The sequence below is a fragment of the Micromonospora sp. B006 genome (genome assembly GCF_003408515.1).
Classification (GTDB): domain Bacteria; phylum Actinomycetota; class Actinomycetes; order Mycobacteriales; family Micromonosporaceae; genus Micromonospora; species Micromonospora echinospora_A.
In genome coordinates, this window is the sequence record NZ_CP030865.1 from 6,507,008 (window position 1) to 6,524,504 (window position 17,497).

Genomic DNA, 17,497 nt, shown 5'->3' on the forward strand with positions numbered 1-17,497 from the left:
TGTCAGGGTGAGGTTAGCTGGTCGCGGAGATACTGCACCTGGTGTGCTTTTGCCTATGTCTTGAGTGGCAGGTCCGGACCGTCGGGCCAAGATCAAATTCGTGTTCGGTTGAATTCGTCAGGGTGGTTCGAAACTGCCGACGCTGCCAGGCTAGGGCGATTGCTTGTCCTCGGGCTTCGGAGAGCCGGTAAGCCATGCCTGCGCCGAAAGGCTTAGGGCAGCCTCGCAAAGACGGTGGGCGGAAGCGGTCTTTAGCGCCCCCCGCGAGCTGTCGATCCAGCGCTGAACGTCGGCGACGCCCTGCTGCCGGTACTCGACCGCTTGGACAAGGCACTCCAACTTGTCCGCGTCGCGGGCCACCACCGCCTCCAAGGTTTCGCCGGCCTCGTACTCGGCGACGGCGGCGTTGATCACATCAGCAACAGCCGGCGGGCAGTCGGCGACCTGGTCGGCGGTGACGGCGGTGTTGGGCGCGGCGGTGATGTAGCGCTTGGCGATGTGCGGGATGTCGGTGATCCGGGTTTCCTGCGTGTCGTGCAGGACGCACAGCATCGAGACCCGAGCCGGGTCGGCGCCCTCCATGGCCGCGAGCATCATGCCGATGAGCGCCGTGCGGAACGAGTGTTCGGCGATCGACTCGGGATGCTTTACACCGGCGAACCACCAACCGGTACGGGCAGCGCGTTTGAGCACGCCGGCCTCGAAGATGAAGCTCATGGCTCCGGCGGCGTCCTGGTCCTCGCTCATCTGCCCGTCCCTGTACCGGTGACTCCGTCAGCGCGGAGGCTGTAGAGGATAGACGTTAGTTCTTGTCGCGACTGCCTGGATAGCTGGTCGCTCTCGAGCAGCATGGCGCATCGGTCGGCCAGCGTTTGCCCGGTCGCGAGGTCGTCGTGAGTGAGGCCGCGCCTCGCCATGAGCAGAGCCCAGAGGTTGTGCACGTTGAGGTCGACAAACGGATGGCCGATGGTGAGGCGCTCAACCAGGTGCCGGAACAGCACGACTCCTCGCCAGTCTCCTAGAGCGGCGGGCATGAACGAGTCGTCGCGATGCCGGTACGGGATCTCACCGACCCAGTAGGCGGAGTAGTTGAGCGCGGCGCGCTCGCAGGCATCGTCCGGGTGGGCGCGGGTGATGAAGTCTCTCAGCGGTTCCGGGTTTCCCTGGTTAGCCAAGGAGGTCACCATCGACCGCATGTCGGGCCACAGCGGTGACCAGGTGTGGAAGCAGGTGATCTGACGAGCCGTCCGGGTGGTGCCTTCGGCTAGCCATGACGCGGACGCGCCTGTGGGATCCATGCCGGCAAGGAAGCAGGCTTGCCGGTGCAGCAGAACATCGCGCTCGCGCTCGGTGGTCGAGCGTTCGGCGAGCACGCGAAGGCGTACGAAGAAGGCCCGTCTTTCATCGACGGACAGGAGCGGGGCGGTCGCCACGGGGCCGCGTCGGCGGGGTGTGGGGATGCCCCTGATGAAGGTCGGCGTCTGCCCGAGAACGCTCCAGAGGATCAGGTCGGTCAGACGGTGCGTCAGCACCGACCAGCCGAGGGGTTGCTCGGCGATGGGGGATCGGTCCGCCTCGTCCCGGAGGAGCGCCGCAAGGATGAGGTCTGCCTCGGCGGCATCGTCGAGAGCGGCCAGCAGCTTCGTGTTCGCTCCGAGCCGTCCGAGCCGCTGGCGAATCGCAACGGCCTGACCGAATGGCACGGCGGTGAACGGTCTGCGCCCCGACTCCCAGCTCTGAACGGTCACCCGGTCCACGTCCAGATGCGCGGCGAGTTGCTCTTGGGTCAGCGGGACGGATTCCCGAACGAGCTTCAGGAGATAGCCCGTCACCTCGCCTCGATGGGGCGTGGAACTGCGGTGACCTGCCAACTGACATCCCTACGTTGACCGGTGGTCGACGTTTCGCCGGACGCGGACCGCGAGGTGGCGTTCCTGATCGGCTCACTCGTACCGCTGGTGAGTCCAGTGATCGACGCCGTGATCGTAGCGTCGCAGTTACCGAACGTTCCAGATCCGGTCCGCGATTCGTGGCCGGTCGAATTCCGCTGCCCTGCGGAGGAAACGGCGATGCGGGAGAGGACACCACCGTGGAGACGAGTCACCTACGACCAGTACGTGATCGCTGCTGCTTTGACGCTCGCACGTCGGCATCGCCCCAAGTGGTCGTGGCGGAAGTGGCGGTGGGTATGCCGGTGTGGTGCGGACCTGCCGTGCCGGAACCGCCACCGCGTACCGATCAATCGCGGTCACTGGCCGCCGCAGGAGGACCAGTGAGGACTGCGGAACAGGCGATCCTGGCTGTGCACGTACGGGGTCTGGACGGCATGTGCGTGGGTTGCCGGCTGTGGTGGGCGCGGCTGACTCCGTACCCCTGCTGGCAGGTCGCGTGGGCGACCAGCCGGCAGGCGCGCGCGAGCGTCGCCCGCTTCCTGGGGGTGCGCGGGTGAGCACCCACGGGCCGGTGCTGCCGGTCTGGACGTGCGGTGGGTGCGGTGCGCCGTGGCCGTGCGCGACGCGGCGGCGGGAGCTGCTTGCGGAGTACGAGGGCGCGCCGGTGTCGCTGGCGGTGTACCTGGGTGCGCAGCTTGTGCGGGCCACGGCGGATCTGAGCTGGGCGCCGGCGGGGACGTTGCACCGGCGGTTCCTGGGGTGGCTGCGGTGAGCGTGCTGCGGGCAGGGGACGAGAAGTTCCACTACAGCGACGGGTCGCACCGGTGGACGGCGCCGGATCCGGAGTGCGACCAGGAGGTCTGGGAGGAGCAGGTCCGCCAGCACAAGCTGGGTCACCTGCGCAACGAGCGCCCGAGGGTACGCATCCGACGGATCGGGTGATGCCAGCAGCGTGCCGGGCGTCAGGGCTCGACCGGGCCGCTGCTGACGTTGTACGCGTTCTTGGCGGCGACCACTGCCGCCTGGATGTGCTCGGGGTCGACGCCGTGGACGTTGAGCGGCGGGTGCAGACGCCGGACGAGTTCGGCCTCGATGACCGCCGGCTCGGGGTCCTCCGCCCAGGTCAGGCGCAGGTGCTCGTGCATCCATGCGGTCAGCCGTGTCTCGTCCTCGGGGACCAGGACGACGCGGTCGGTCCAGGTCGTCCGGTAGCCCTCGGACACGAGAAGCCCGGCCAGCGTGCGGCGCAGCGTCGAGCTGCCCGACCGTCGCAGATGGTTGCGCAGGATCCGGCCCCGCAGGCTGGTCGCCCGGCCGAGATAGAGCAACCGCCGCGACGGGTCGCTGTCGTTCGGCGGCCCGGGGAGGTCGGGAAGGACCGAGGGCAGGGCCCACCAGGCGTAGACGCCGCTGCCACGGGCGAGCCGCTTGACGGCGACGTCGAGCGCGACCGGCGGGCCGGAGAGCAACCGCAGGGCCTCGTCGACCCGTTCTTCGTCGGTCGGGACGTCGGCGGATCGCCGTTCGGGGAAGGTCACCGGGACCATCCTAGGCGGTTGGCGGGTTCCCTTGACTCTCGACCCGGTCGAGGGCCGACCCTTCCCGGGTGACGTTTGAGAAGCAAGACCAACTATCAGTCCCGCTCGCGATCGACCTGGAGATGCTGCGTCCGGCACTGCGCGCCGGCTGGGGAGCGGACACCTGCGACCCGCACGACCTGGAGGATTGGCACGCCGGCAACCCGGCCCGTGGGCAGTGCGGGGTGACCGCACTGATCATCCAGGACCTGCTCGGCGGAGAGCTGATCCTCAGCGAGGTCCACGCCGGAGACGCCAAGGTCGGCCACCACTACTGGAACCGGCTGGCCGACGGTCGCGAGGTGGACCTGACCGCTGACCAGTTCCGGCCATCGGAAGTCGTTGTCGGCGGTCAGGTTCAGCATCGGCCGCCGGGACCACCCGTCCGGTGCCGCCGACAGTACGAGATCCTGCGAGACCGCGTCCTCGTAGCTCTCTACGGCGGCAGGACGGTCAACGACTCTTGATGTCAACGTCGGTTGAGGTTGCAGGATGGCAGCAGCCTGCCCCGCATGATGAGGAGTGCGTACGTGAGCGCCGATGCCAGCTTCCACTCGATCATCGACTACACGGTTGACGGCCCCGACACCCAACAGGAGTTCGTAGCGGCCTTCGCGGAGATCCAGGAGCGCTGGGTGCGCTTCTATCCTGGCTACCAGTCGGCCCGCTTCTACCTGAGCACCGACGGCACCCGGGTGTACACCATCGTGCGTTGGGCCAGCGAGGCGGACTACCGCAATTTCGTGGAAACCTCAGACACCGAAGGTCGAATGGCCGCCATCTCTCAGGCCCTGGCGGGCCTGTCCGGCAGGGCCGAAGCGCGCATGACCGGCATTCCCACGTACACCGTCGCTCGTGAGGTCGGCCCCGGGCCACAGCGTCTCGACGTCTGACCGGACGGTGGGGGAGGAGCGGGCCTCCGACGGGCGATCAGGTCAGGGCCTTGCTCGGCACGGACGAGATGCGAGGCTGAGCGCGATGAGCTTGGTGTCGGCGTTCGTACCGATCTGGATCCTCACCGCGGTCGGCTACGCGGCCTGTCGCTGGGGACTGCTGGGCGAGGCGGCGGCGTCGGTGCTCGGCCGGTTCGTGTTCCACCTCGCGATGCCGTCCGCCCTGTTCCTGGCCCTGTCCCGGATGCCGCTGTCCGGGTTCGCTGGCCGCTCGCTGCTCGCCTTCGGGGTGAGCACCGCCGCGGTGGTCGGGCTCGGGTGGGTCGGCGCGAACCGGCTGTTCGGTCGCGAGCCCGGCGAACGGCCGATCTGGGGCATGGCCGCCGGGTACGTGAACTCGGCGAACCTCGGCATCCCGATCGCGACGCAGGTTCTCGGCAGCGTGTCGTTCCTGGCCGAGGTGGTGCTGCTGCAGGTGCTGGTGGTGACGCCGGTGATCCTGGTCGCGCTGGACCGGCACCGCGACCCGCACGGGCGGGTGAGGGTGCGCCGGATCGCCTCCCTGCCCGTACGCAACCCGGTGATCCTTGCGTCGCTGCTCGGTGTCGCGTGCTCGGCTGCCGGCGTGCGCCTGCCGTCGGTGGCCGCCGCGCCGCTGGCCCTGCTGGCGGGCGCCGCGGTTCCGGCCGCGCTGGTCGCGCTCGGCGCGTCGCTGCACCGTACGGCGCCGTCGCGGGCCGAGCCGGTCGAGCCCGCCGCGCTCGCCGTGATCACCGCGCTGAAGCTGGTCGCGCAGCCGGTCATCGCGTACGCGGCCGGGCTGGGCCTGCACCTGCCCGCGCCGCAGTTGCTCGCTGTGGTGGTGTGCGCGGGCCTGCCGACGGCGCAGAACACGTTCATCTTCGCCCAGGAGTACGGCGTCGGCGAGACGGTGGCCAACCGGGCGGTGGTGGTGACCACGACGCTGTCGCTGGTCACAGTGGCCGCGGCGGCGGCGCTGCTCGGGTAGCTATAGCTCGGAGGCGAACCGCCTCCACTGCCCCTCGGAGACGACCTCGACGGCGCCGTCGACCACAGTGATGGCCGTCTGGTCGTCGATCGCGTACGCCGGACCCGCGATCTCGGCCACCCACTTCTCGGCGGCGGCCATGGTGTTGTCCGGTTCGAGGCCGAGGTGCGGGAAGATCGAGAAGTCGACGAGCCCCAGCGTGCGGTCGTCGGGCGCGGACTGCCACTCGACGAAGTCCTTCCCGACGCGGGGGGTCAGCACCATGCTCCCCGCGCTCAGCCCGACCCAGACGGTGTCCCGCAGCGACGGCAGCAGGTCTGCCAGCCCGGACTGCCGCATCCAGTGGCACAGGTACGTCGCGTCGCCGCCGTGCACCAGGATGACGTCCGCCTCCCGTACCCAGGGGACCCACCGTTCCTCGCCGATGCTGGGCAGCGCGGTCAGCTCCAGGACGCCCAGCGACTTCCAGCCCAGGCCGGTCATGGGCAGCGGTGTCTGACCGGTGATGAAACGCCAGGCCGAGGCCGGCCCGCCCATCGGGTAGGCGGCCGTGGGGATGCAGAGGGCGGTGGACTCGGCGATCGGCTTGCCCAGCAGGCCGACAAGCGCATCGTGGATGCTCGGGTTCTGGACGCCCGCGGATGTGAGAAGAAGCTTCACGCCTACCTCCGGTGCGTAGCGGTTGGGTGCACGGGAATGCAGACCGGGCACCGTATCGAAACTCATCGCCACGCCTCGCGTCACTCGCGGATCTCCATCTCTGCCACCAGGCCGTTGCCGAGGCGGTAGACGTGCGTGACGGTGTGGTCGGCGAGCTTCGCTCCGGCTTTGTCGTGGACGACCTGATGAACGGTGACGGCGATGCGGTCGTCGGCCTCCGTGCTGAACGCGGTCGGCGTGACAACAGGTTCGAGCTGGTCCCACTGCCGGCGCCAGTAGGCACTCACCTGGTCCCGGCCGCGAAGGACGCCTCCCTCCCAGCCGTTGGGCCACGAGACATCGGGCGTCATGGCGGCCAGCAGCGTGGGGATGTCACGCCTGTTGAAGGCCGCGTAGAGGTTCGTGAGCAGGGCCTGGGAGGTAGGGCGTCGCGGCGGATCCACCGAGCCAGCATGGCGGGTGGGTGAGACCTCGTGCAGACGTCTTAGCGGTCAGCAGAACGCGAGCAGACCCGGACGGTAGGGACGCAGCCCGCAGCGGGCCACGACCGTCCCGTTGTGTTCTCCGCCCACCTGCCGGCGCGTGCCCGCATCTGCTCCTCGAAGGCGCTGCGGCCGGCCGTCTCGCACCATGTGCTCACCGTCTTGTGCGGATGCGTCGTACCTCGACGTAGCGGCGGATCTTCTCTGCGGTTCCGCAGTCGTCCATGCTGCACCAGCGACGGCTGCGGTTCTTGCTCTCGTCGATGAACAGGAAGCGGCAGCCCGCGCATCGCTTTATCCGGTCGAGCGCACCCGTGGTGAGAAGCTGGACCGCCGCATGGACCACCGGCCGTAAGGGCCGGGCGAGCGTGTGGTCGTCTCGCCAGGACCATGCGAATGTCGTCCCGCGCATGAGCTGTGCGTGGGCGAGCGCGTCGGCTTCGTCGTCGCGCAGCCGGGTCAGCGCCGCTACGCCCGGGTCCTCGCCGACGGCCAGTGGCCGGAACACCTCGTCCAGGTAGTCACGGGTGCGCAGTGCCTGAGCGAAGGCGGTGCGGGTGCTGTCCGGACTGCCGTGGGACAGCCGGCGCAACGCCGCCGCGTCCGTTTCGGTGAGGGCGCCCGCGTACACGCTCCAGGCGATCAGCTCGGCGTAGCCGGTGAGCACGTCATCGTCCGGAGGTCCGACGGGTGGGCCGGCGCGGGTGTTGAGGAAGTCCAGCGCGAGGTCGCCGCCGACCAGGCGCATCCGCGTAACCCCTGCTGTTTCCATCAAAACCGACTTTACCAGTTGCCCCGCGGCGGGAACGTTCCTAGAGTGTTTCCGTCATAGCCGGTTTAGGGGGTAACGATGGGCCAGGCGCATGCACACCGGCGGGCAGTGGGCGCGCTGATCGGCCTCGCCGGCGGCACGTTCCTCTACACCGCAGCCGAGGCGCTGCCGATCGGGCTGCTGTTGCCGATGGCCGTGGACCTGGCCGTTCCGCCGTCCCAAGTGGGCATGCTCGTCACCGTGTACGGCGCAGTGGTGATGGTCGCCTCGGTCCCGTTGACGGCGCTGGTGCGCAGAGTTCCTCGCCGACGGCTGCTGTCGGCGCTCCTGGCCGGCTTCGTCGTCAGCAACGCGATCACGGTGTTCGCGAGTACGTTCGCCATGCTGATGGCAGCCAGGGTCGCCACCGCGGCCACTCATGCGTTGTTCTGGGCGGTCGTCGTGCCGACCGCGGCTGAGCTGTTCCGGCCCGGACTGCACGGACGGGTGGTCGCGATCGTGTTCGCCGGCGGCAACGTCGCTCTGGTCCTGGGCGTGCCCGCGGGCACCTGGCTGGGTGAACGTGCCGGCTGGCGGGCATCGTTCCTGGCGGTGGCCGGGCTCGGTGTGCTCGTCTTCGCCGTGGTGGCCTGGTTGCTGCCGTCGACAGGGCCGGCACAGGGGCACGCCGACCGGGGCAGAACCCCCGACTCCCGCCGATTCTGGCTCCTGGTCGTCGTGGCCGTCCTGTCGACCGCCGGTGCCATCGCCGCCTACACCTACATCGCCCTGTTCGTCACCGAGGTCACCGGACTGCCCGCCGCGTCGATCGCGACCATCCTGCTGGCGCGCGGCGTCGCCAGCGTCGTCGGCATCCTCGCCGCCGGAGCGATGGTCGACCGCAGCCCGTGGTCCGCCCTGGTGGCGACGGTCGCACTGCAGTGCGTGGCGCTGCTCGGCCTGTACGCGTTCGGCCACCACCCGGCGGTTGCCGTCGTCCTGATCGCAATCGCCGGACTGGGGTTCGCCGCGTTCACCGCGGCGCTCGGCGGCCTCGTCCTTCAGGTAGCGCCCGGCCGCTCCGATCTCGCCGCCGCGACGCTGTCCGCCGCCGTCAACGTCGGCATCACCGGCGGCGCCTTTTTCGGGGCCCTCGTACTGGAAAGCCACGGTGCCGCCGGCACGATGTTGATCGGCGCCCTGCTCGGCGCTGTCGCCCTCGCGCTTGCCCTCGGCGAACGACTCATTCCGCCGCCGCACAGCAAGGGCGGCGCGGCCTTTCGTGAATCGATCCCGGCGGGGCGTCGGTGATGACGGCGGGCCGTCCGCGATGCTGTGGACGTGGAGTACGTGTCCAGGGTGCCGCGACCGCCGCTGGACGGGCTGATCGACGACCTCTACTACCTGGCGGGCACGCCGCCGTACCCCCGGCTGACGCTGCCGCCGATGCCGGCGGCGCTGCTCATCGTCAACCTCGGCCCGCCGTTCCGCGTCCGTGGCGGCACCGACATCGAAACCACCGGGTACGCCGACGGCTGCGTGATCACCACGCCCACCCGCGCGTTCGAGTTCGGCTACCCGCGCCCGACCAGGTCCGTCGGCGTACACGTCAAGCCGTGGGGCCTGGCGCCGTTCCTGCGGATGCCCGCAGCCGAGCTGTGCGACCGGCCGGTGACGCTGGAGCAGGTCTGGGGCCGGCCCGCCGTCGCCCAGCTGCGCGACCGGCTGGCCACGGCCGACGGACCGCACGAAGCGCTGACGCTGCTCGAGGAGGAGCTGAGGCGACGGCTGTCCGAGAGCACCGGCCTGGGGCTGGTCCGGCACACGAGCGGCGTCATCGCGGCGACCAGCGGCGCGGTGCCGATCGGCGACCTGAGGACGGCGGCCGGTGTCAGCAGCACCCATCTGACGCAGCGGTTCAAGGAACTCGTCGGCGTCACGCCGAAGCGGCTGGCCCGCACCTACCGCTTCGCCGCCGCCGTGTTCGCGATCGACCCCGCCCGGCCGGTCGACTGGGGCGCGCTCGCCAGTGGGGCGGGCTACTTCGACCAGGCCCACTTCGGTCACGAGTTCCGGGCGTTCACCGGGCTCACGCCGACCCGGTACGTCGAGGTCCGGCGGCGGTTCCTGCGCGAACACCCCGGCCACGTGATCGACGGCTGGCCGCTGCCGGCCGATTGATTTCCTACAAGAACAGCGGTCCACGGCCCGCTAGCTTGGGGGCAGCCGAGGCAGAGGAGAGCGGGCGTGGGCACTGTGGTCCTGTACAGCTCGGTGTCGGTGGACGGCTTCGTCGCGGACGACAACGACCAGCCCGGGCCGCTGTTCGACTGGTTGACCAGCGGGGACGTTCCGCTGGACGACAGCGGCGCGTTGCGGGTGTCGCAGACGTCCCACGACTACGTCCGGCCGTACTGGGACCAGATCGGTGTGACTGTCGTCGGACGGCGCGTCTTCGACCTGACCGACGGCTGGGACGGGACGCCGCCGAGCGGGATCGACCACGTGGTCGTCGTGACGCACCGGCCGGCGCCGGAAAGCTGGGACCACGGGGCGCCGTTCCACTTCGTCGACGGCGTCGAGGCGGCCGTGGCCAGGGCGCAGGAACTCGCGGGCGACCGCATCGTCGAGGTCGCGGCCGGTGACGTCGGAGGCCAGGCGCTCGCCGCGGGCCTGGTCGACGAGGTACGGATGGACGTCGTACCCGTGGTGTTCGGGTCCGGGAAGCGCTTCTTCGGGTCGGTCGACGCGCAGCACCTGCTGGAGGATCCGGACGTGGTGCTTCCGGGCGAGCGGGTGCTGCACCTGCGCTACCGCGTACGCCGCTGACCGGCCCGGCGGTACCGCGCTCGGTTCAGCGTGGCCCCCGCCGATTGACGCGACGCCGCGCCCTCTCCTTCTCGTCCACCGCACGAGGATGCGCGCCACGATCTCCATCCACAAGCGGGTCGGGTCGAGGCGCCCGGTCAATGCGATTGACACGTCCAGGCCGGAAGAGCAAGGTTGCCGTCGGCCACGCGCACCGCGTGGGCAACTCCGCATGAAGGAACGACGCCTGTGATCCGGGTAGGCCGAGCGGCCGCCTGAGTGTCGACCGCGCGACGGATGACCGTCGCGTGCCTGCGACACGGCGGGGCGGCCCGACGTTTCCTCCGTCCGTCGCAGTTCTTCTCATGCATCGAGGTTTCCCGTTGAGCATGGATGCCCGCATCCAACAATCAGTCGTCGTCAACCTGTCGCGCCGGCCCGCGCCCGTCGAGGTGGGGCCGTTCGTGGTCGGGCTGGACCCGACGACGACCAGCCCGTACATCAACTACGCGACGCCGCGCCCCGGCGCCGCCGTCACCGCGGCCGACGTCGCCGCCCTGGTCGCGGCGTTCCGCGCCGCGGACCGGAGACCCCGTCTGGAGTACGTCAACAGTTGCGCCCCCGACCTGGAGGCGCTGCTGACCGCCGCCGGCTTCACAGTGGAAGCCCGGCACAGCTACCTGGTCTGCGTGCCGGACGCGTTGGCGTCGCCGCCCGTGCCGGACCACCTGAGCCTGTGCGAACCGGGTGCCGACTGGCAGCGCGCCGCGTTGATCAGCGTGCAGAACGAGGCCTTCGGCGGCGATCCGGTCGCCTCGGAGGCTGACGTGGCCCGCCTACGGCGTCAGCAGGACGCCGGAGGCGTGGCCGTCATGGCCGTCAGCGAGGGCGGTGGCTGCGCGGGCGGCGGCGGTGCGGCTGCGCCTGTCAGTGCGGTCAGCGAGGTGGCCGGCATCGCCGTTCGCGCGCCCTACCGCCGCCGGGGACTGGCGTCCGCGATCACCGCCGACGTCACCCGGCGACTGTTCAGCGCTGGTACGGAGGTCGCCTGGCTGGAGGCCGGCGGCGAGGACTCGTGGCGCGTCTACCAGCGCGTCGGCTACCGGCCCGCCGGTCAGCGGCTCTACACCGCCATGAGCTGAGGACGGAGGGGAGCCAGGGTCGGGTGGTCCTCGTCAGTCAGGCGGCGGCACCGTAAATGCCGCGCTCGTCGCGGGGGTTCCGGGTACACCTGGACGGTGTGATCCTCATTCAACGGGTCCGCGTCCGGTGGACCGCCGCCGCCCGGGGCGCGCCCGCGGCGAACGCCCGCCGCGGGCTCGTCCGGGCGATGCCGCTGCCCGGCCCGCTGCCGGCCGCCGAGGTGGTCGTCCACGACGTGCTCGCCGACCAGGAGGTCGGCTACCAGCACCGAGAGGGGTCGCGCGCCGGAGGCGTCGCCTTGGCCCGCGAGGTCGGACTGTGGCTCGGGCACGACCGGGCGTCGGTCGTCGTGGACCGGCTACCCGGGTACGCGGCATACCCGCGCCCGTCGGCGTCGGCGCGACTGTTCACGCTCGCGCCGGGGCAGGTCGGCCGCTACCGGGCCAACTTCCGGTTCACCGGGTGCGCGTGCAGCCCGAGCTGGTACTACGAGGAATGGCTGGTGCACGTCGGTCACGGCACGGGGGCGCCTTTCGGGTACGGCGAGCCGGACCACGACGCCGACCACCGTGTCCGGTTGTACGGCGGTGCGGTCGCGCGGCGTGCGAGACCGGCCAGATGACTCACCGAACCAGGGGATCGTCGGCGGACGCCAGTGCCTCCACCTCGTGGAAGAACAGCGGGTCGTGGAAATGACGGACCAGGCCCGCGTACATCCAGTCCTTGCACCCAGCGGGAGACGCACGCGAACGCGGCGTCCGATCCCCGCCGGACAGACGGCCCGTCGTCGACCAGGCTTGCTCCCATGAACAACGCACTCGACGGCAAGGTAGCTCTCGTCACCGGTGGTGGCCGTGGCATCGGCGCGGCGGTGGCCCTGCGCCTGGCCGAGGACGGCGCCGACGTGGCGCTGACGTTCCAGCAGAATCAACGGCGCGCCGACGACGTGGTGGGCCAGATCAAGGCCGCGGGGCGGCGGGCGATCGCCGTGCGGGCCGACAGCGCCGACCCGGCGGCGGTGATCGCGGCGGTGGACCGGGCGGCCGGTGAGCTGGGCCGGTTGGACATCCTGGTCAACAACGCGGGCGCGTTCCTGCTCGGACAACTGGAGCAGCTGAGTCTCGACGAGTTCGAGCAGACGGTCGCGGTGAACGTCCGGGCACCGTTCGTCGCCTCGCAGGCCGCGGTGCGCCACATGTCGGCGGGCGGGCGGATCGTCAACATCGGCAGCAACGTGGCCGAGCGGGCGGTCTTTCCGGGCTTCTCGCTCTACGCGATGAGCAAGACCGCTCTGATCGGTCTGACCAAGGCGCTCGGGCGCGAACTCGGCGGTCGAGCGATCACCGTGAACCTGGTGAACCCCGGTGCCACGGACACCGAGCTGAACCCGGCCGACGGCCCGAACGCGGGCACGATCAACGGGTTCACCGCCCTCGGCCACTACGCGCAGCCGGCCGACGTGGCCGCCGCGGTGGCGTTCCTCGCCGGCCCGGACGGGCGTTACGTCACAGGCGCGACTGTGAACGTCGACGGCGGATTCACCATCTGACCATCGGGAACGGCCAGGGTCGTGACCGGAAGGACGGTTGATGGCCCGCCACCGTACGGCAGCGGGGCGGCTACGCTGTGCCGGTGTGGAAGGCGGTGTCCCGGGGTGACCGTCATGGTTGACGCGGACGACGTCCGCCGGCTGGCGTTGTCGCTGCCCCACGTGGTCGAGATCGACAGTGACGGCTTCGACTTCCGGGTCGCCGGCAAGGGGTTCGTCTGGTCCTATCCCGAGCGTACGCCCGGGAAGCCTCGGCGCATCCGCACCGACATCGCCGTGCTGTACGTGGGCGACGAGGCGGAGAAGCAGGCGTTGCTCCTCGGCGAGCCCGACCTCTTCTTCACCACGCCCGCGTACGACGGGTTGCCCCTGGTCATGCTGCGGCTGGCGCACGTAGGCGTGGAGCGCCTGACGGAACTGGTCACCGACGCGTGGCGGATGCGCGTCCCCGACTCGCTCACCGGTGAACCCGGCGAGGGCGCCGGCGCGTGACCCCGCACGCTATCCGTCGAGGATCTGCTCCCGGAGGATGTCCGCGTGCCCGCAGTGCTGGGCGAGCTCGCGCAGGACGTGCAGATACACCCAGCGCAGCGGAAGCGGGCCTCGCCGGTGGCCGGTGAGGATGTCGTCCAGACCTCGCGTGGAGGTCGCCCGGCGTGACGCGTCGAGGGCGTCGCGGTAGGCCTGCCGGACGCCGGCGATCGTGTCGCCGGCGTCGAGGAGGAATGAGTCCTCCGACCGTTCGGGGATGCCGAGCTCGGCACGTGACCGGCCCGTGACGGCCTCGTCGAACCAGACCTTCTCGACGAAGGTCGCGTGCTTCACCAGACCCAGCAGCGTGGTCCGGGATGCCACCAACGATCGGCGCGCCTGCTCCTCGGTCAGTCCGTCCAGGCAGCGGTCGAGCGCGTCGCGGTGCTCGTCGAGAAACGCCTCGAGCTGGGCCTGGATCGGCTGCGCGACGACTTCGGCGGAGAAGGTGGGCGGGAAGGACGGCATGGACGAAGCATTCCAGATCGGCGCCCGCCGCCCGGCGGGACGGCCGACGGACGCAGCATCCGTACCTCGTGCGGCCGGATGAGCGCGGGGTGTCTCAGGCGGGTCGCTGGCGAGCCGCGACGATCTCGGCATGGTGAGCGACCGCCCAGTCGGCCAGCGCGGAAAGCGGCTCCAGAAGGCTGACACCGAGTGGCGTCAGCCGGTACTCGACGCTCGGCGGCACCGTCGGAAACACCTCACGCTCGACCAGGCCGTCGCTTTCCAGCGCGCGCAACGTCCGGGTGAGCATGCGCGGGCTGATGCCCTCCACGGCGCGGTGCAACTCGTTGAACCGGTACGGATGCCGGCCGAGCAGGGTGATCAGCAACAGCGTCCACTTGTCGCTCACCCGCCGCAGCAGGTCGGTCACCGGACAGCGATCGTACTCACCGGCCGGAACCGGCACCGGCAGCCGATGATCGTGCAGCGAGGCACTCACATCGGTGTTAGCTGTGGACATGAAAGTGCCTTCTTTCGCCTCCGCCGACCTGCTGCCCAGGATGAGGCAGGTCGATGAGCAGACGATAAGGGGGCGATGTGGGCGTCGTGGTGGTCAGTGGCGGCACGAACGGGATGGGGCGCGCGTTCGCCCTGGGGCGGGCCGAACGTGGCGACCGTGTCCTGGTGCTCGGCCGCAACCGTGAACGCGGCGAGGCGATGGCCGGCGGCCTGATCGCCTTCCTTCCCGCCGATCTGTCCAGCATGGCGGAGACGCGGCAGGTCATCGAGCACATCCTCGGCGAGCACCAGGTCGTGGACGCGTTGGCGCTGTTCGCCAATGCGGTGGCGCCGCGTCGCATCGAGACGGTGGAGGGCCTGGAACGCACGTTCGCGCTCTACTACGTCAGTCGCTACCTGCTCAGTTTCGGTCTGCGTCCGGCCCTGGACCGGGCGACCAAACCGGTGATCGTGAACGTCGCCGGTGTCGGGGTCACGAAAGGCGAGGTGCGCTGGGCCGACCCACAGATGACGGGAAGCTACTCGGCCGTCGCCGCGCAGCTGCAGGCCGGGCGGGCCAACGACCTGCTCGGCGTGGGCTTCGCTCAGCGATCCGGTAGCCGCGCCCGATACGTGCTCTACCATCCCGGGTTCACCAGGAGCGGTGACCGTAGCGAGCTCCCGCTCGTGGTGCGGGGGCTGCTCGCGGTGGCGGCGGCGGTCGCCGCCCGGTCCGTCGTGGACGCGGTGGCGCCGATTCATCAGTTCCTGGACGCGCCGCCGACCGCGCCGCTGACCGCCGTCGACCGGGGGAAGCGACTTCCGCCCGGTTTCCCGACCCTCGACCCCCATGACGCCGGGCGGTTGATGGACCTCACGGAGAGGCTGCTGCCGCGCCGACGCTATGTTCGGAAGTAGTCGGACATCATGCCGCTGACCCAGTCCGGCTGCCGGACGTCGGCGGGAACGAACTCCTTCAGCACCGGCTTCAGGTCGATGACCGGCGTGCCGGACACCGCGTCGAGGCCCACCACCGTCAGCTCGCGGCCGTCGACCGACTCGATGCGGCAGCACGTCACGCCGATGCGGTTCGGCCGGCGAGGACCGCGGCCCGCGAAGACGCCCATCGGCGGCAGGTCGGCCCGGCCCCGGTAGGGACGGGGCGCGCGGTGGTCGCCGCCGTCCGGGAACCGGTCGAAGACGAACACGACCTCCACGTGGGAGAACTCCTCCAGGCCCTGCAGGCACGCCTCGCCGAAGCGTTCGTCGACGACGATCGTGCTGCGGACGGCGCCCCAGTTGTCGCTGTGCTGGATGTCCGTCCGGTCGTTGCGGACGGTGCCGACCGGAGTGATCTCGAAGGCGCTCATGACCGGAGACTAGTTCCGCGTCGATCGCCCCGGTGTCCCTGTGCGCGCCGAGAGCCGGTCACGGGGCAGACGAGCCGGACCGCCGCCGCTAGGCTCATGATCATGGACATTCTCCGATACGCCGCGTTCACCGCCGACCCCGCCGGCGGCAACCCGGCCGGTGTCGTCCTGGACGCCACCGGGGCGGGCGACGCGGAGATGCAGCGGGTGGCGGCGCAGGTCGGCTACTCCGAGACGGCCTTCCTCGTGCCCGGCGAGGGCGGGCGGTTCACGGTGCGCTACTTCAGCCCGAAGGCGGAGGTGCCGTTCTGCGGCCACGCGACCATCGCTTCGGCGGTCGCCTACGCCGAGCGGCACGGCCCCGGCGTGCTGCACCTGGAAACCCGCGCCGGGCTGGTCGCGGTCGCCACGAGCGTGCAGGCGGACGGCATCACCACGGCCACGCTGACCAGCGTCGCGCCGCGCAGTGTACCCCTTGCCGTGGGCGACCTCGCGGCGCTGCTCGCCGCGTTGCGCTGGTCGCCGGACGATCTCGACGCGACGCTGCCGCCCCGTGTCGCGTACGCCGGGGCCTGGCATCCGATCGTGGCGGCCGCGAGCCGGCAGCGCCTGGCGGAGCTGGACTACGACATGGCGGCGCTGAGCGCGCTCATGGCCGAGCGGGACTGGACGACCATCGACCTGGTGCACCGCGAGTCCGAGCTGGTGTTCCACGCGCGTAACCCGTTCCCGCCCGGCGGTGTGGTCGAGGACGCCGCGACCGGCGCGGCGGCCGCCGCGTTCGGTGGTTACCTGCGCGAGCTTGGCCTGGTGCGGCCCTCCGCGACGGTCACCGTGCGGCAAGGGGAGGACATGGGCCGCCCGAGCCTGCTCACCGTCGGCATCCCCGCCGATCCCGGCGCCGGGATCGCGGTGACCGGCACCGCCGTTCCCATCCCGGCGGATGACGTCGGATCCGGGGCGGCTCGTTCGTAGTACGGGTGAGAGGCGGCCGGACCGGGCCGCCCGGACAAGGGAGTCATGGCATGCCGCGGTACCTGATCTCGTTCAACGACGGCGCGATGGACCACATCCCCGCGGAGGAGATCCCCCAGGTGGGCAAGGACGCGCACGCGGTCATCCAGGAGGCCGTGAACGCGGGCGTGTTCGTGTACGGCACCGGGCTCGAACGCCAGCAGGCGAGCATCGTGGGTACGGACGGGGTGGTCACCGACGGGCCGTTCCCGGAGACCAAGGAGGTCATCGGCGGGTTCGTGGTCCTCGACGTGGCCTCACGCGACGAGGCGCTGAAGTGGGCCGCCAAGATCGCCGTCTCGTGCCGCTGCGCCCAGGAGGTCCGGGAGATCATGCCCGACCCCGAGACGGAGGCAATGCTCCGCGCGGCGGGCCGCTGACAGGTCCGAAGTCGACGCGATGACGGGAGGTCACGCCCACCGTGATCGCCAGCCTCGTGCGGAGACGCCCCTGCGGCCGCATGCTCATGCCTGTCCGGCGGCCTGAGCGATGGCGAGGGTGTGCTGATATTCGCGCCAGTGGGCCAGCTTGCCGTCCCGGGTCCGCAACACCCCGATGAACGGCGCGGAGGCGGTCACCCCGGTCACCGTGTGCGTGCCGACGAGTTCGTACTCGACCACGATCACTTCGGGATCGGCGGTCTCGTGCACGACCACGCCGCGACATTCGTCGAACCGCACCGGGAACGACGCCCGGCCCAATCGCGTGTACGCGAGAACGGGTTGCTTCCCCTCGGTGCGCGTCGAGTGGCCGGGCGCGGCGAAGGGCGTCTCGATCACCACGTCGTCGGTCAGCGAGTCCGCCTCGAAGGTGGGCAGGTTCGCCAGCCACCTGGCGCGCATGCTCTCGAAGATCTGCTGTGGTGTCACGCCG

Annotated in this window: 26 protein-coding genes; 16 read left to right on the forward strand and 10 right to left on the reverse strand. The window is 70.6% G+C overall.

What is annotated here, in order from left to right; genetic code table 11:
* Positions 1–150 precede the first annotated feature (150 nt).
* Together MicB006_RS29070 and MicB006_RS29075 are read right to left on the reverse strand one after the other, a co-directional pair.
* Entirely contained in the window at positions 151–747 is a 597-nt protein-coding gene (locus MicB006_RS29070; protein ID WP_116510397.1) for an HD family hydrolase, read from the reverse strand.
* A complete protein-coding gene (locus MicB006_RS29075; RefSeq protein WP_116510399.1) occupies positions 744–1,871 on the reverse strand; it encodes a DNA-binding transcriptional regulator in 1,128 nt (375 codons plus the stop codon). The genes MicB006_RS29070 and MicB006_RS29075 overlap by 4 nt, the downstream gene beginning before the upstream one ends.
* Before the next feature lie 218 nt (positions 1,872–2,089).
* On the opposite strand from MicB006_RS29075, the gene MicB006_RS29080 reads away from it, so the two are divergent.
* The 3 genes from MicB006_RS29080 to MicB006_RS32115 are packed head-to-tail and all read left to right on the forward strand — an operon-like array spanning position 2,090 to position 2,834.
* Positions 2,090–2,449: a hypothetical protein gene (locus MicB006_RS29080; RefSeq protein WP_116510401.1), complete on the forward strand. Its 360-nt coding sequence runs from the start codon at positions 2,090–2,092 to the stop codon at positions 2,447–2,449.
* The gene (locus tag MicB006_RS29085) at positions 2,446–2,664 is read left to right on the forward strand and encodes a hypothetical protein (protein ID WP_013477111.1); all 219 of its coding nucleotides are present in this window, start codon (positions 2,446–2,448) and stop codon (positions 2,662–2,664) included. Before MicB006_RS29080 ends, MicB006_RS29085 begins: the two co-directional genes overlap by 4 nt.
* Positions 2,661–2,834, forward strand: coding sequence for a hypothetical protein (locus MicB006_RS32115; RefSeq protein ID WP_192900153.1), 174 nt, complete (start codon positions 2,661–2,663; stop codon positions 2,832–2,834). The genes MicB006_RS29085 and MicB006_RS32115 overlap by 4 nt, the downstream gene beginning before the upstream one ends.
* Before the next feature lie 20 nt (positions 2,835–2,854).
* Here MicB006_RS32115 and MicB006_RS29095 read toward each other — a convergent pair whose 3' ends face one another.
* Complete coding sequence (locus MicB006_RS29095) at positions 2,855–3,439, reverse strand: GIY-YIG nuclease family protein (RefSeq protein ID WP_116510405.1); 585 nt, start codon at positions 3,437–3,439, stop codon at positions 2,855–2,857.
* A 59-nt stretch (positions 3,440–3,498) separates the two neighbouring features.
* On the opposite strand from MicB006_RS29095, the gene MicB006_RS29100 reads away from it, so the two are divergent.
* From MicB006_RS29100 to MicB006_RS29110, 3 genes are all read left to right on the forward strand, one after another.
* Positions 3,499–3,936, forward strand: a complete 438-nt coding sequence (locus MicB006_RS29100; protein ID WP_225980559.1) for a hypothetical protein — start codon at positions 3,499–3,501, stop codon at positions 3,934–3,936.
* 63 nt (positions 3,937–3,999) lie between these two features.
* Positions 4,000–4,362 (forward strand): antibiotic biosynthesis monooxygenase family protein, encoded by a 363-nt coding sequence (locus MicB006_RS29105; RefSeq protein WP_116511945.1) that lies wholly within the window; start codon positions 4,000–4,002, stop codon positions 4,360–4,362.
* An 85-nt stretch (positions 4,363–4,447) separates the two neighbouring features.
* Positions 4,448–5,371 (forward strand): AEC family transporter, encoded by a 924-nt coding sequence (locus tag MicB006_RS29110; protein WP_116510407.1) that lies wholly within the window; start codon positions 4,448–4,450, stop codon positions 5,369–5,371.
* On the opposite strand, the gene MicB006_RS29115 is transcribed toward MicB006_RS29110, so the two are convergent.
* From MicB006_RS29115 to MicB006_RS29125, 3 genes are all read right to left on the reverse strand, one after another.
* On the reverse strand, positions 5,372–6,031 hold the full coding sequence (locus tag MicB006_RS29115) for a Type 1 glutamine amidotransferase-like domain-containing protein (RefSeq protein ID WP_116510408.1): 660 nt from the start codon (positions 6,029–6,031) through the stop codon (positions 5,372–5,374). It lies immediately after the preceding gene.
* A gap of 80 nt (positions 6,032–6,111) precedes the next feature.
* Positions 6,112–6,474, reverse strand: a complete 363-nt coding sequence (locus MicB006_RS29120) for a nuclear transport factor 2 family protein (RefSeq protein WP_116510410.1) — start codon at positions 6,472–6,474, stop codon at positions 6,112–6,114.
* Between the two features lie 193 nt (positions 6,475–6,667).
* Entirely contained in the window at positions 6,668–7,261 is a 594-nt protein-coding gene (locus MicB006_RS29125; RefSeq protein ID WP_161565975.1) for an ABATE domain-containing protein, read from the reverse strand.
* Between the two features lie 132 nt (positions 7,262–7,393).
* Here MicB006_RS29125 and MicB006_RS29130 point away from each other — a divergent pair, with 132 nt between their 5' ends.
* From MicB006_RS29130 to MicB006_RS29160, 7 genes are all read left to right on the forward strand, one after another.
* Complete coding sequence (locus tag MicB006_RS29130) at positions 7,394–8,575, forward strand: MFS transporter (RefSeq protein WP_161565976.1); 1,182 nt, start codon at positions 7,394–7,396, stop codon at positions 8,573–8,575.
* Between the two features lie 30 nt (positions 8,576–8,605).
* Positions 8,606–9,445 carry a helix-turn-helix domain-containing protein gene (locus MicB006_RS29135; RefSeq protein ID WP_225980560.1) on the forward strand — a complete coding sequence of 280 codons (840 nt, stop codon included), beginning with the start codon at positions 8,606–8,608 and terminating at the stop codon, positions 9,443–9,445.
* Positions 9,446–9,511: 66 nt separating this feature from the next.
* Entirely contained in the window at positions 9,512–10,093 is a 582-nt protein-coding gene (locus tag MicB006_RS29140; protein WP_116510416.1) for a dihydrofolate reductase family protein, read from the forward strand.
* Between the two features lie 368 nt (positions 10,094–10,461).
* Positions 10,462–11,214, forward strand: a complete 753-nt coding sequence (locus tag MicB006_RS29145; RefSeq protein ID WP_116510417.1) for a GNAT family N-acetyltransferase — start codon at positions 10,462–10,464, stop codon at positions 11,212–11,214.
* Positions 11,215–11,312: 98 nt separating this feature from the next.
* Positions 11,313–11,837, forward strand: a complete 525-nt coding sequence (locus MicB006_RS29150; protein WP_225980561.1) for a hypothetical protein — start codon at positions 11,313–11,315, stop codon at positions 11,835–11,837.
* A 183-nt stretch (positions 11,838–12,020) separates the two neighbouring features.
* Positions 12,021–12,764 carry an SDR family NAD(P)-dependent oxidoreductase gene (locus tag MicB006_RS29155; RefSeq protein ID WP_116510419.1) on the forward strand — a complete coding sequence of 248 codons (744 nt, stop codon included), beginning with the start codon at positions 12,021–12,023 and terminating at the stop codon, positions 12,762–12,764.
* A 114-nt stretch (positions 12,765–12,878) separates the two neighbouring features.
* On the forward strand, positions 12,879–13,256 hold the full coding sequence (locus MicB006_RS29160; RefSeq protein WP_192900154.1) for an MmcQ/YjbR family DNA-binding protein: 378 nt from the start codon (positions 12,879–12,881) through the stop codon (positions 13,254–13,256).
* Positions 13,257–13,265: 9 nt separating this feature from the next.
* On the opposite strand, the gene MicB006_RS29165 is transcribed toward MicB006_RS29160, so the two are convergent.
* Entirely contained in the window at positions 13,266–13,763 is a 498-nt protein-coding gene (locus MicB006_RS29165; RefSeq protein ID WP_116510422.1) for a DinB family protein, read from the reverse strand.
* A gap of 94 nt (positions 13,764–13,857) precedes the next feature.
* Positions 13,858–14,172: a helix-turn-helix domain-containing protein gene (locus MicB006_RS29170; protein ID WP_255419513.1), complete on the reverse strand. Its 315-nt coding sequence runs from the start codon at positions 14,170–14,172 to the stop codon at positions 13,858–13,860.
* A gap of 167 nt (positions 14,173–14,339) precedes the next feature.
* Here MicB006_RS29170 and MicB006_RS29175 point away from each other — a divergent pair, with 167 nt between their 5' ends.
* Positions 14,340–15,158 carry an SDR family NAD(P)-dependent oxidoreductase gene (locus MicB006_RS29175; RefSeq protein WP_225980562.1) on the forward strand — a complete coding sequence of 273 codons (819 nt, stop codon included), beginning with the start codon at positions 14,340–14,342 and terminating at the stop codon, positions 15,156–15,158.
* Here MicB006_RS29175 and MicB006_RS29180 read toward each other — a convergent pair.
* The gene (locus MicB006_RS29180) at positions 15,143–15,610 is read right to left on the reverse strand and encodes an SAM-dependent methyltransferase (protein WP_116510426.1); all 468 of its coding nucleotides are present in this window, start codon (positions 15,608–15,610) and stop codon (positions 15,143–15,145) included. The genes MicB006_RS29175 and MicB006_RS29180 overlap by 16 nt on opposite strands.
* A 102-nt stretch (positions 15,611–15,712) precedes the next feature.
* Between MicB006_RS29180 and MicB006_RS29185 the strand changes: the two genes are divergently transcribed.
* Positions 15,713–16,585, forward strand: a complete 873-nt coding sequence (locus MicB006_RS29185; protein ID WP_116511953.1) for a PhzF family phenazine biosynthesis protein — start codon at positions 15,713–15,715, stop codon at positions 16,583–16,585.
* Between the two features lie 50 nt (positions 16,586–16,635).
* Positions 16,636–17,004 (forward strand): YciI family protein, encoded by a 369-nt coding sequence (locus MicB006_RS29190; protein WP_116510428.1) that lies wholly within the window; start codon positions 16,636–16,638, stop codon positions 17,002–17,004.
* Between the two features lie 84 nt (positions 17,005–17,088).
* On the opposite strand, the gene MicB006_RS29195 is transcribed toward MicB006_RS29190, so the two are convergent.
* Entirely contained in the window at positions 17,089–17,493 is a 405-nt protein-coding gene (locus tag MicB006_RS29195; RefSeq protein ID WP_116510430.1) for a nuclear transport factor 2 family protein, read from the reverse strand.
* Positions 17,494–17,497: the final 4 nt, after the last annotated feature.

Bases quoted from the DNA above. Each gene is read 5' to 3' on its own strand.
- MicB006_RS29070 (WP_116510397.1), bottom strand. From the start codon at position 747: ATGAGCGAGGACCAGGACGCCGCCGGAGCCATGAGCTTCATCTTCGAG.
- MicB006_RS29095 (WP_116510405.1), bottom strand. From the start codon at position 3,439: ATGGTCCCGGTGACCTTCCCCGAACGGCGATCCGCCGACGTCCCGACC.
- MicB006_RS29110 (WP_116510407.1), top strand. From the start codon at position 4,448: ATGAGCTTGGTGTCGGCGTTCGTACCGATCTGGATCCTCACCGCGGTC.
- MicB006_RS29125 (WP_161565975.1), bottom strand. From the start codon at position 7,261: ATGCGCCTGGTCGGCGGCGACCTCGCGCTGGACTTCCTCAACACCCGC.
- MicB006_RS29145 (WP_116510417.1), top strand. From the start codon at position 10,462: ATGGATGCCCGCATCCAACAATCAGTCGTCGTCAACCTGTCGCGCCGG.
- MicB006_RS29155 (WP_116510419.1), top strand. From the start codon at position 12,021: ATGAACAACGCACTCGACGGCAAGGTAGCTCTCGTCACCGGTGGTGGC.
- MicB006_RS29160 (WP_192900154.1), top strand. From the start codon at position 12,879: ATGGTTGACGCGGACGACGTCCGCCGGCTGGCGTTGTCGCTGCCCCAC.
- MicB006_RS29165 (WP_116510422.1), bottom strand. From the start codon at position 13,763: ATGCCGTCCTTCCCGCCCACCTTCTCCGCCGAAGTCGTCGCGCAGCCG.
- MicB006_RS29180 (WP_116510426.1), bottom strand. From the start codon at position 15,610: ATGAGCGCCTTCGAGATCACTCCGGTCGGCACCGTCCGCAACGACCGG.
- MicB006_RS29185 (WP_116511953.1), top strand. From the start codon at position 15,713: ATGGACATTCTCCGATACGCCGCGTTCACCGCCGACCCCGCCGGCGGC.
- MicB006_RS29190 (WP_116510428.1), top strand. From the start codon at position 16,636: ATGCCGCGGTACCTGATCTCGTTCAACGACGGCGCGATGGACCACATC.